The organism is Alcanivorax sp., from assembly GCF_002726155.1.
Classification (GTDB): Bacteria; Pseudomonadota; Gammaproteobacteria; order Pseudomonadales; family Alcanivoracaceae; genus Alcanivorax.
The window spans coordinates 63,875-76,304 of sequence record NZ_PBSH01000026.1; the positions used below are offsets into that span (position 1 = coordinate 63,875).

Genomic DNA, 12,430 nt, shown 5'->3' on the forward strand with positions numbered 1-12,430 from the left:
GCCCATGAGCAGCAACGCCTCCGCCGCCTACATCAAACTCGCTGAATACAATCAGCGCTGCCGGGAGCAGGCCAAAGATCTGCCCATGCAGCAGGATGCGGTCAGCTACTGGAGTGGCGTGGGGTTTGTGCTCGACGGCAAGAAATACGTGGCACCGCTGGATGAGGTTTCCGAAATCCTCTCGGTGCCGGCTTACACCCGCATTCCCGGCGCACGCAGCTGGATGAAAGGGGTAGCCAACGTCCGGGGCCGCCTGATGACCGTCATGGATCTCAGCGGCTTTCTGGAAAAGAGTTCACCGGTTCAGGAAAAGCGCCGCCGGCTGCTGGTGCTGGACCAGGACGACCTCTACACCGGCATGGCCGTGGACGAGGTACTGGGGATGCAACATTTTCCCATTGATGAATTTGTGGAATCACTGCCGGTCAGCGACACCAGCGTCACGAACTTTGTGCGCGGGGCCTACCGACGGGAAGGGGAGTATTGGTCCGTGTTCAGCCTCACCAGGCTGGCAGAGGACCCGCGTTTTATGCAGGTAGCCCGTACCGGCTAACGGCATAGAACAACTCGGGGAATATAAGAAGAGTGAACGCCAGGCCAGGAGCCAGACTATGAAGTTCAATTCGGGAGCATTGTTCGAAAAACTGCGGGGGGGCTCAGGCGGCGGCACGCTGAATATTGCCCTTTACGTGGGCCTTGCCATTTTTATCGTACTGGCACTGGCCAACTTCCTGCTGTCCGCCACCACGGCAAACCGGGCGCAGGAAAACATTACCCGCGCCTCCGAAATGCGGGTAATTTCCCAGCAGATCGCCAAAAACGCCCTGGAAGCGGCCGCCGGTAACGCCGACGCCTTCGAATTGCTGGATAAATCCCAAAAAAGCTTCCAGTCCGCCTGGGACGACGTCAAGGACGAGCCGGTCAGCGACCCGCAAGCCATGGCGCGCCTGCAAACCCTGTGGGATGAAGTGAACGCCAACGCCGGCGTGATCCTGAAAGGGGAAGACACGGTACTGGATCTGCACGAAGTGGCAGACACTCTGGCCCAGACCATCCCCTCCCTGCAGGCTGAATACGAAGGCGTCGTGGAAATTCTGGTGGCCACCGATGCGGAACCGGAACAGATCGCCTTTGCGCAGCGCCAATCCTGGCTGGCTGAGCGCATCGTGCGGTCCATCGCCAAGGTACTGGAAGGGGGCGATGGCGCGGTGATCGCGGCAGACTCCTTCGGCCGTGATGCCAGCCTGTTCGGTCGTGTTATGAACGGCATGATCGAGGGCGACGCCGCCATGGGTATTGACCAGGTGAATGACCCCGATGCCCTGGACTACCTGGCCGAGATTGCTGACCTGTTCGACGAATTCGTAAACCAGTCCGTGGATGAGATTCTGGAAACCGCTCCCGAGCTGTTCCAGGTACGTAACGCCGCCGACACCATCTTCCGTCGCTCCCAGGACCTGCTGCAGGAATCCACCAACCTGAACAACCAGTTCGAAGACAGCACCAGCGGGCTGTTCCCGTCGGTATGGCTGGGTGGCGTTTGCGCCGGTCTGGCCGTGTTGTTCTTCTTTATCATCATGGCTCAACGGAACCGTCAGGCCGCCAAGCTGAAAGATGAGCTGGAAAGTGAGAACCAGCGTAACCAGGCCGCGATTCTACGTCTGCTTGATGAACTGGGCGACCTGGCTGACGGTGACCTGACCGTGCAGGCAACGGTAACCGAGGACTTCACCGGTGCCATCGCTGACTCCATCAACTACTCCATTGACCAGCTGCGCAGCCTGGTACAGACGATCAACAACTCGGCGGTACAGGTGGCCTCGGCGGCCCAGGAAACCCAGTCCACGGCGATGCATCTGGCCGAAGCCTCCGAGCACCAGGCCCAGGAAATTGCCGGCGCCTCCGCCGCGGTGAACGAAATGGCGGTGTCCATTGACCAGGTATCCGCCAACGCCGCCGAATCGGCAGCGGTAGCGGAACGAGCGGTAGCCATCGCCAACAAGGGCGCCGAAGTGGTACAGGCCACCATCCACGGCATGGACACCATCCGCGAACAGATTCAGGAAACCTCCAAACGGATCAAGCGTCTGGGTGAATCCTCCCAGGAAATTGGTGACATCGTATCGTTGATTAACGACATCGCCGACCAGACCAACATTCTCGCATTGAACGCCGCCATTCAGGCATCCATGGCCGGTGAAGCCGGCCGGGGCTTCGCGGTGGTTGCGGATGAGGTACAACGCCTCGCGGAACGTTCTGCTGCGGCAACCAAGCAGATTGAAACCCTGGTTAAAACGATTCAGACCGATACCAACGAAGCGGTTATCTCCATGGAAGCCACCACTGCCGAGGTAGTGAAAGGGGCACGCCTGGCACAGGATGCGGGTGTGGCGCTGGAAGAAATTGAGAACGTATCGAAAACCCTGGCGGACCTGATCCAGAACATTTCCAACGCGGCACGCCAGCAGGCGGCCTCCGCGGGTCACATTTCCAACACCATGAACGTGATCCAGGAAATTACCTCACAGACCTCTGCCGGTACCACCGCAACAGCACGGTCCATTGGTAACCTGGCCGAGATGGCCCAGGAAATGCGTAACTCCGTTGCCGGCTTCCGCCTGCCGGAGCACTCCTGATCCGGCCTGAGCCGGTCTCGGGAGACATGCCATGGGTGCTGCAGTGACAGATCGCTGGTCGATCAAAAGCACGCCCGCCATGGATGCGGAGCAGTTCCAGCTATGGCAGGCGCTGCTGGAAGACCGCACCGGCATGTCGCTGTCCAACGAGCGCAAGACCTTCCTCGAAACCAGCTTGAACATTCGCATGCGCGAGCTGGGCATCGAGGACTACGACACCTATTACGAACACCTGATGGTGGGTTCCACCCAGTCACGGGCCATGGAATGGTCCGTGCTGGTGGACCGTCTGACCGTCCAGGAAACCAGTTTCTTCCGGCATCCCGGTTCCTACGCGCTGGTGGAAGAATTTACTCAGCGTTTCATGGCCGAACAGCCGGCGAGCGCCAGCCTGGATGTGTGGAGCGTGGGCTGCTCCACCGGTGAGGAAGCCTATTCCCTGGCCATGATGATCAACGAGCAGTTTTCCGCTAGCGAGCAGAAACGATTCTACGGCATCACGGCCACCGACATCAGCCTGCCCACCCTGGCCAAGGCCCGCAAAGGCGAATATGCCGCACGCCGGGTATTGCAGGTCGACCCGCTGTTGCGGGACAAGTATTTCGAGCCCACCGGGAACGGGCAAACCGTGACCATCACCGGGGCACTACGCGAACGCATCTGCTTCGCGCGGCTTAACGTGCTGGATCTCAGCACGGCACCAATGAACAACATGGATCTGATTTTTTGTCAGAACATGCTGATTTACTTCCGCCGCTGGCGTAAACGTCAGATCGTGAACCGGCTGGCGGAACGGCTCGCACCAGGAGGCATCCTGATACTCGGGCCCGGGGAAGTGACTGATTGGCAACATCCGGATCTGGAACGGATTCACTTTGCCGATACGCTGGCATTCCGGCGCTGTCGATAGAAACGCAGAAAGACATAACGCAACACGCGGCACGCAACATGCGGCACGCGAAAAAGAAAAGGCTTGGGGTAGCACCCATCAGCAACCACCGGCTCGGGGCCTGCTGCATGTTACGTGTTGCGCATTATAAAAACCTGCCCACCAAAGAAGGCGGGTTGATGTATGACAGGAGACGTCATGAGTGACCGTCACGACTATCTGGCTCTGGACTGGGTTCGCGGGGAAATCCAGGAAACCCTGAACCAGGCGCAACAGGCACTGGAATCGTTCGTGGACAACCCGGACGACGCCACTCGTATGCGTTTCTGCCAGACCCACCTGCATCAGGTGTACGGCACCTTGCAGATGGTGGAGTTCTACGGTGCGGCACTGCTCGCCGAAGAAATGGAAAAACTGGCGCAGGCACTGCTCGACGGCAATGTAGGCAATGTGACTGACAGCCAGGAAACCCTGATGCGAGCGATCCTGCAGCTGCCACCGTACCTGGACCGGGTCGCCAGCAACCGCCGTGATCTGCCAGTGGTATTACTGCCACTGCTCAATGACCTGCGCGCCGCCCGCGGCGAATCCCTGTTGTCGGAAACCTCCCTGTTCAAACCGGATCTCAGCGAAGCAACCGGGCAAGGCCAGATTCCCGACGACCTGCTCAACGACCCACGCTTTATCCTGCTGGCGAAAAAAATCCGCCAGATGTTCCAGATCGCCCTGCTCGGCGTACTGCGCAACGACAACATGGGCGAAAACCTGGGCTACATGGCCAAGGTTTTCACCAAACTGGAACAGGTCACCGGTGACGCACCACGTGCTCCGCTGTGGTCCATCAGTAACGCGCTGGTGGAAGGCCTCTCCGAAGACGCCATTATTCTCGGCACCTCCGTCAAGCTGATGCTCGGTCACGTGGACCGCAACCTGCGTGAGCTGGCGGTGGAAGGGGCGGCCAGCCTGAACCGGCCAGCCCCCACCGAACTGATCAAGAACCTGCTCTACTACGTGGCCAAGGCCGACGTGGACAGCCCCCGCATCCGCGATGTAAAAGCCCGTTTCCGGCTAGATGAAGCGCTGCCCTCCGATGACCTGGTCAATGAAGAACGCCAGCGGATGACCGGCCCGGACGCCCAGGCCATGAACTCCGTGGTGCAGGCGCTTTCCGAAGAGCTCACCACAGTGAAAGACGCCCTGGAAAGCTTCGTGCACAGTGGCGACACCGATACCAACAAACTGCAACCGCTCACGCTCACCCTGAAGCAGGTAGCCGACACCGTGGCCGTGCTCGGCCTGGGTCAGCCCCGCGCCCTGGTGGAAGAGCAACTGCACGCCATGGAAGACATTGTCGCCGGCAAGGTCCCCGCCGAACGTGAAAACCTGATGGATATCGCCGGCGCCCTGCTCTATGTGGAAGCCACCCTGGCCGGCATCAGCGGCGATCGCCGCAGCACCGGCTATGCCGGTCAGGGCGACGACATGCCCAGCCATGTGGGCCAGGCCATGGACGCCGTGCTGCGCGAATGCCGGGCCGGGCTGGAAGAAGCCAAAGACGGCATCGTGGAATTCATTGCCTCCCAGTGGAATCCCGACCCCCTGCAAGTGGTGCCCGAACGCCTGAACGCTGTCCGCGGTGGTCTGGATGTGATCCAGCTGAGCAAACCTGCCCTGATCCTGCGCCAGTGCGTGCAGTTCATCGAAGAAAAGCTGCTGGACGCGGATCAGCCCAAACCCGACTGGCGCAGCATGGATACCCTCGCTGACGCCATCACCTCGGTGGAATACTACCTGGAGCGTCTCAGCGACGACCCGACCACCACCGACGATATCCTGCAGCTGGCCCGCGCCAGTGTGGATGCACTGGGCTATCCGCTGGAAGAAGAACAGGACTTTGACGATAACGACATCGACGTAGAACGCATTGAACTGGAACAAACGGGACTAGACGCTGACGCCCACGTATCCCAAGAACACGATGTGGATGCCTGGTCCGGATTCTCTGCCAACGGGCAGCTCGACGACGAAACCGGCACCACCGCGCAGGACCAGGACGCCACGCTGGAACTACAGCCGCTGGAGAGCGACGACGAGGGCCCGGATTTCGACAGCAGCGACGATGACGAACTGCTCGATCCTACCCTGGAAATCACCGCCCCGGCAGAGCCCGAAACGCACGCACCGCAAGCATCAGACGCCGACACTCATAACGACGATGACGACGACCTGATCGATGACGAAATCATCGAGATCTTCCAGGAAGAAGTAGGCGAAGTACTGGACGCCCTGGACGAATACTTCCCGCGGTGGGCCGCCAACACCAGCGACGAAGAGTCCCTGGTGGAATTCCGCCGCGCCTTCCACACCCTGAAAGGGTCCGGCCGCATGGTCGGCGCCAGCACCGTAGGGGAACTGGGCTGGTCCGTGGAAAACATGCTGAACCGGGTTATCGACCGCACCATTGTGCCCACCGCCGTATTGATCGCCCTGGTCCAGGAAGTTCGCAATCGCGTACCCGCCCTGGTGGATGCCTTTACCCTGCGCCAGCCGGACCCGTTTGACGTGCAGCCGCTGGCCGATGCCGCCGACACCCTCGCCGCCGGTGGCCAGATCGATCAAGTACCCGTGATCGTTGCCGCCGACAGCGCCACCATCGACGACACCGCGACAGGCACGACCGCTGATGTCAGCCCGGACGACCTGGAAGCCGATGCGCACAGCGAGCCCGACAGCACACTGGAACTCACCGAGCTGCCGTCCGCTGAAAACGCCGACGCCACGTCCACCGACCATACCCTGTCCGCCGAGGATCTGGCCGCCTTTGATGCCGCCAGTGAAGATAGCCTCACCCCCTGGGACACTGACGACAGCAGCGATGACATCAACGTCTTGCCGGTGGACAACGACCTTACCGAGATCGACGAAAGCCTCACTCTGGACCTGCCAGAGCAGGAACCGGACTACGACACCCAGGCCCCTGCCCACAGCAGTGCTGCGGCTGCCGAGAGCCTGTCCGACATTCCGGACATGAGCGAAGAAGGCCCGGACACCGTCCTGCTGGAAATCTTTTCCAGCGAAGCCCGCCGCAACCTGGCATTGATCGCCCAGTGGCTGGCCGGCAACGACATCGACCTGTCCGAACACCCGGTAGACGACAGCGTGCATCGCGCCCTGCACACCCTCAAGGGCAGCGCCCGCATGGCAGAAATCGAAGCCGTGGCCGAAGTGGCCGAGCCGGCCGAAAAGCTCGCCCGGGACCTGATCAGCAGCAACCGCCGCGCCAACCAGCAACAGGTTGACCTGCTGGCCCAGAGCCACGATCTGATTCTCAGCAGTCTGGATCAGCTTGACCCGACCCCGCCGGCCCATCTGCTCGGCGCCGATGCCCTGATCCAGTCACTGAATCAACAACGCGATCAACTGCAGGGCAGCGACAGCCCCGGCCCGGATCCGCACATTTTGTCCGTATTCCTGTCCGAAGGCATGGACCTGATCGTGGATGCTGAGCAGCTGCTCAGCCAGTGGGCACAGCACCCCGAGCACACCGACGAATTGGTGCGGCTGCGCGACGAACTGGAACTGCTGTCCAACAGCGCCACCACCGCCGGCCTCAACGAGATTCACGATCTGGCCGCGGCTCTGGCTGGCTGCTACAGCGCGGTGGAAGGCGGTCGCCTGGCCTACAGCGAGCGCTTGTTCGCCCTCGCGGGCGAAGGCCAGGACGCGTTGATGAACATGATGGACTGCCTGGCCGCCGGCCAGACCGTCCGCCCGGAACTGGGACTGGTGGATGCCCTGCGCGAGCTGGCCGAAGGCGGCGGACCCGATGGCGGCCCGGACGGCGGCCTGCCTGTCGATGGCCATAACGACGACAGCAGTGACACCCTGCAAAACAACACGCCCCCGGTTAGCGAGATCACCGCGGAGTTTCCGGACAACAGCCGCTACGAAGCCCACCTGGACCCGGAGCTGGTGGAACTGTTCCTGGAAGAAGCCGAGGAAATTCTCGAATCTGCCAGCCACATTCTCGACCAGTGGGAAGCCGGCGACAGCAGCAACGTCAGCAGCCTGCAACGCGATCTGCACACGCTCAAGGGCGGCGCCCGCATGGCCGGCGTTGCCCCGGTCGGCGACCTAGCCCACGAACTGGAAAATCTGTACGAAGGCTATAATGCCGGGCAGCTGGAATCCGATGCGGCCCTTTTCCAGCTCCTGCATCAGTGCCATGACAGCTTGGCGGTGATGATCGAAAACCTGCAGGCCAACACCGCTCCGGCTGATGCCCCCGCTCTGGTGGCGGCCATTCAGGCCTTCATCCGTGGCGAAGCCCCGGCGCCCGCCACCCCTGCAAGCCTGAACGACAACAGCACCCAGCCGCTCAAGAGTGTCGAGGACAGTGAATCCAGCGACAGCTCGGCCACTGACGCCACCGCGCCCGTTGCGGTTGAGGACGCGCCCGCGCCCGCTGATGCGCCCCCTCAACCGGAGCGCGACCCGGAGCTGGTCGAAATCTTCCTGGAAGAAGCCGAGGAAATTCTCGAATCCGCCGGCAACAGCCTGGAGCTGTGGATCAGCCAGCAGGACAACCTGCTTGAACTGCAATCCCTGCAGCGTGACCTGCATACCCTCAAGGGTGGCGCACGCATGGCCGAAGTCCCGGAGCTGGGTGACCTGGGCCACGAACTGGAAACGCTCTACGAAGGGCTGGCCCAGAGCCAGCTGGCCATCGAACCGAGCTTGTTCGATCTGCTCCATCGCTGCCACGACCAATTGGCGGAGATGGTGGAAGCCCTGAAAGCCGACCGCCCACTGCCCAGTGGCGAGGTGCTGATCACCGCTATCCACGGCTATGCCGCCGATCCGAAGGGCTTTACCCTGCCCGCCATGGCGGCCAGCCCGGTATCACAACCGGCCAGCCCGCCGCCAGCAACAGCAGCCAGCGAAGCACCCACGCCGGCCAACACCGCCGCCGATGACACCTGGCAGTCAGACAGCGACCCGGAAATTCTGGACATTTTCCTGGAAGAATCCGAAGAACTGTCGGACATCATCGATGCCTGCCTGACCTCCTGGAAAGATCATCCGGAAAGCACCGACTTTATCGACGATCTGAAACGAGCGCTGCACACCCTGAAAGGGGGCGCACGACTGGCCGGCCTCAAACAGCTGGGCGACATCAGCCACGATTTCGAAACCTATTTGCTCGACCTGGAAAGCCGTCGCCAGACGCCCGCCCAGAGCGACTTCCAGCCCATGCTGGATTGGCACGACCAGATCAATCGGGGCATGGAGTCCGTCGCTGCGGCCGCACAAACCAACGCACCGGTCGCCGAGACCCCGGATGCCGCTGCACCGGCCAACACCTTGCCGGCAGCCACCGACAAACAGCCCGCGCCACAGCAACCGCAGAAAGACGACCGCCGCCAGCGCCAGAATCAGGCGCAACCGCAAGAAATGGTACGGGTCGGCGCGGATGTGCTTGAGGCTCTGGTAAACCTGGCCGGGGAAACCTCCATCAACCGTGGCCGGGTCGAGCAGGGCATCACCGAGTTCGCCTTCAACGTGGAAGAGATGGGCAACACGGTACAGCGCCTTTACGAACAATTGCGCCGACTGGATTCGGAAACCGAAGCGCAGATCATGTCCAACTACCAGAAGGGCGTAGATCTCGGCGAATACGACGAGGACTTCGATCCGCTGGAAATGGATCAGTACTCCGAATTGCACCAGATCACCAAGCAGCTGTCCGAGTCCGCCTCTGACTTGCTGGATTTGAAGAACACCCTGCTGGACCGCAACAAGGACACCGAAACCCTGCTGCTGCAGCAGGCACGGATCAACACCGAGCTGCAGGAAAAACTGATGCGCACCCGCATGGTGCCCTTCAGCCGCCTGGTGCCGCGTCTGCGCCGTATCGTCCGGCAGATTTCCGGCGAAGTGGACAAGCGCGTGGACTTCGATGTGCTCAACCCGGAAGGGGAGCTGGACCGTTCCCTGATGGAGCGTGTGGTCGCCCCACTGGAGCATATGCTGCGTAATGCCGTAGACCACGGTATCGAAACCAGTGAAGGCCGCCAGTCTGCCGGCAAGGACGGCACTGGTCGCATCAACCTGGAACTGGGCCGCGAAGGGGGCGAGGTAGTGATTACCCTGTCCGATGACGGCAAGGGTATCGATACCGATGCGGTGCGCCAAAAAGCCATCGAGCGAGGCCTGATCGCCGCCGATGCGCAGCTCTCCGAGCAGGAAATTCAGCAGTTCATCTTCCACGCCGGCTTCTCCACGGCCGCCGCCGTCACGCAGATTTCCGGGCGCGGCGTGGGCATGGACGTGGTCGCCAGTGAAATCAAACAGATGGGCGGCTCGGTCACCATCGACTCCCGTAAAGGGCAGGGCACCCGCTTCATCATCCGCCTGCCATTCACCCTGGCCATGAACCGCGCCCTGATGGTGAAAGCGGCGGAAGACTCCTACGCGATTCCGTTGAACCAGATCGAAGGGATCGTGCGGATCAGCCCGTTCGAACTGCAGCACTATTTCGAAGAAGAGAATCCCGTCTACACCTATGTGGGCCAGGATTACGAACTGCAGTACCTGGGCCACTTTGTCCACGGCAACCGGGTCCCGCACCTGGAGAACCAGACCACCCCCATGCCGGTACTGCTGATTCGCAGCACCGAACACACCGTCGCCATCGTAGTGGACGACCTGGTCGGTTCCCGGGAAGTGGTAGTGAAAGCGGTTGGCCCGCAGCTGGCCACCGTGGCTGGCATCAGCGGCGCCACCATCCTCGGGGATGGCTCCGTGGTGATCATTCTGGATATCCATTCCCTGATCCGTGCCGCTCACGTGCAGACCACCGCCCTGGCAGCCGGCGAGACCGTACCGACACTGCCCCAGGAGCCGGAAGAAGAGCTCCAGCCGCAGCGTGACACGCCGCTGGTCATGGTCACCGATGACTCGGTTACCGTGCGCAAGGTCACCACCCGCCTGCTGGAGCGTAATGGCTACGAAGTGGTCACCGCCAAAGACGGCATCGACGCCATCGCCAAGCTGGAAGATATCCGCCCGGATGTGATGCTGCTGGATATCGAAATGCCCCGCATGGACGGTTTTGAAGTGGCCACCCACGTGCGCCACGACAGCCGCCTGCAGGATGTGCCAATTATCATGATCACCTCCCGAACCGGTGAAAAACACCGCGAGCGGGCCTTCGATATTGGCGTGAACTGTTATATGGGCAAACCGTTCCAGGAGAACGAACTGCTGTCCACCATTCGCGAACTGCTGGGCGAACTGCAGGAAACGGATAACGGATGACCGCGCCCGGCCGCGTCGGTGTCATCGCCGACAGCACATTGCAGGGCCACTTGCTCGCCAGTGCGGTGAAGGGCCAGGGCTATCAGGTACTGGTCAGCACCGAACCGGAAGCCCTGGAAGACCGCTGGCTGGCCGCAGACGCGCTGGACCTGTGGGTGGTGGATCTGTCCAGCGAAGATCGCTGGCAGCACTTCCTCGACGACCTGCTGGAGCGCGCCGAGGTACCGATTCTGTTTTGTGACGGCCAGGCCCCGGCACGCACCGATATGCGCTACCCCAAATGGGAGCGGCGCCTGGTCACCAAGCTGGTGAGTTTTATCGGCAAGCCAGCGGCGGAAGAGCGGCTGGACGTGATCCCCGCGCCACCGCCCCGGATCCGCATTCCCCAGCCACGGGAGTTCCAGGCCATCCGCCCCGGCGATCGCCCCCGCCAGGTATGGGTACTGGGCGCCAGCCTGGGCGGGCCGGCAGCGGTAAAACTGTTTCTCGACTGCCTGCCCGCCAATTTGCCCGTGGCGTTTGTGCTGGCCCAGCACATTGACGGCAGTTTTCTGGATACCCTGTGCGGGGTGTTGGGCCGGGATAACCCTATCCAGTGCAAAATCGGCGTGGACGGCGAAGCCCTGCGCCACGGCGAACTCGCCATTGTGCCGGTGGAGTATGCCGTGCGTTTCCGCCATGACGGCCGTATCCAGTCCACCGGCGACACCTGGGAAGGCCCCTATGCGCCCTCCATCGACCAGGTTATCCAGCATGTGGGGGACGGCTTTGGCAGCGCCTGCGGCGCCATTCTGTTCTCCGGCATGGGCAATGACGGCGCCATCGCCGCGCCACGACTGGCGGCCACCGGTTGCCCGGTGTGGGCGCAAAGCGCAGACACCTGTGCGGTCAGCAGCCAGCCGGATTCCGTCCGTGAAACCGGCTGTGTCAGTTTTAGCGGCTCCCCCGAACAGCTTGCGCTGCAACTGGTGGAGCGGGTAAGAAGGGAATTAAACACGCAACATGCAACAGGCGGAACGCAACACGGCGAAGGATGAGCCTGTTGAGTGAAACCTGCTGCGTGCTGTCTATTTGAGAGGTCAACCATGAGCAGCTTACCATCCGATATTTCCAGCCTGTTGATCCCCATGCAGGGGCGCCCTTGGCTGGTGCCCAATATTGTGGTGGCCGAGGTGATCCCGTTGCGCCAGCCGGATCGCCCGGGCCATGGCCCGGAGTGGCTGCTGGGCTGGCTGAGCTGGCGTGACCAGCAGATCCCGCTGCTGTCATTCGAAAAACTCAACGAATCCGGCCAGGTCACCATCGGCCAGGATGCCCGGATTGCCGTGCTCAACACGGTAGCCAGCAAGGCGCCTTTTTATGCAGTGATCGTGCAGGGGATTCCCCGCCTGATGAAAGTGGCCAAGGACGACCCGGTGGAAGAGCCGGTAGACACCGGCCCGGCGGAGGCCATGTATATTCAGGTGGGTGGCGACCTGGCGGTAATCCCGGACCTGGACGCCATTGAAGGTGCCGTGGCGGGGCTACAGCAACCGGCATGATCGACCGTGAGCGACTGGCGGCGCTGGCTGCCGAAGAACCCGCC

6 protein-coding genes are annotated in these 12,430 nt (G+C 61.7%); all 6 read left to right on the forward strand.

The features are described from left to right. The first annotated feature begins 4 nt into the window (after nucleotides 1–4). The 6 genes from CL546_RS07935 to CL546_RS07960 all read left to right on the forward strand — a co-directional run bounded on the left by CL546_RS07935 (nucleotide 5) and on the right by CL546_RS07960 (nucleotide 12,386). Nucleotides 5–553 carry a chemotaxis protein CheW gene (locus CL546_RS07935; protein WP_007150053.1) on the forward strand — a complete coding sequence of 183 codons (549 nt, stop codon included), beginning with the start codon at nucleotides 5–7 and terminating at the stop codon, nucleotides 551–553. A 58-nt stretch (nucleotides 554–611) separates the two neighbouring features. Continuing rightward, on the forward strand, nucleotides 612–2,636 hold the full coding sequence (locus CL546_RS07940) for a methyl-accepting chemotaxis protein (RefSeq protein WP_290494031.1): 2,025 nt from the start codon (nucleotides 612–614) through the stop codon (nucleotides 2,634–2,636). A gap of 31 nt (nucleotides 2,637–2,667) precedes the next feature. Beyond that, the gene (locus tag CL546_RS07945; RefSeq protein ID WP_007151257.1) at nucleotides 2,668–3,546 is read left to right on the forward strand and encodes a CheR family methyltransferase; all 879 of its coding nucleotides are present in this window, start codon (nucleotides 2,668–2,670) and stop codon (nucleotides 3,544–3,546) included. Between the two features lie 177 nt (nucleotides 3,547–3,723). Further along, a complete protein-coding gene (locus tag CL546_RS07950; protein ID WP_290494032.1) occupies nucleotides 3,724–10,845 on the forward strand; it encodes an Hpt domain-containing protein in 7,122 nt (2,373 codons plus the stop codon). Further along, nucleotides 10,842–11,882, forward strand: coding sequence for a chemotaxis protein CheB (locus CL546_RS07955; RefSeq protein ID WP_290494033.1), 1,041 nt, complete (start codon nucleotides 10,842–10,844; stop codon nucleotides 11,880–11,882). The genes CL546_RS07950 and CL546_RS07955 overlap by 4 nt, the downstream gene beginning before the upstream one ends. A gap of 48 nt (nucleotides 11,883–11,930) precedes the next feature. Next, nucleotides 11,931–12,386, forward strand: coding sequence for a chemotaxis protein CheW (locus tag CL546_RS07960; RefSeq protein ID WP_290494034.1), 456 nt, complete (start codon nucleotides 11,931–11,933; stop codon nucleotides 12,384–12,386). Nucleotides 12,387–12,430: the final 44 nt, after the last annotated feature.

Bases quoted from the DNA above. Each gene is read 5' to 3' on its own strand.
- CL546_RS07935 (WP_007150053.1), top strand. From the start codon at position 5: ATGAGCAGCAACGCCTCCGCCGCCTACATCAAACTCGCTGAATACAAT.
- CL546_RS07940 (WP_290494031.1), top strand. From the start codon at position 612: ATGAAGTTCAATTCGGGAGCATTGTTCGAAAAACTGCGGGGGGGCTCA.
- CL546_RS07945 (WP_007151257.1), top strand. From the start codon at position 2,668: ATGGGTGCTGCAGTGACAGATCGCTGGTCGATCAAAAGCACGCCCGCC.
- CL546_RS07950 (WP_290494032.1), top strand. From the start codon at position 3,724: ATGAGTGACCGTCACGACTATCTGGCTCTGGACTGGGTTCGCGGGGAA.
- CL546_RS07955 (WP_290494033.1), top strand. From the start codon at position 10,842: ATGACCGCGCCCGGCCGCGTCGGTGTCATCGCCGACAGCACATTGCAG.
- CL546_RS07960 (WP_290494034.1), top strand. From the start codon at position 11,931: ATGAGCAGCTTACCATCCGATATTTCCAGCCTGTTGATCCCCATGCAG.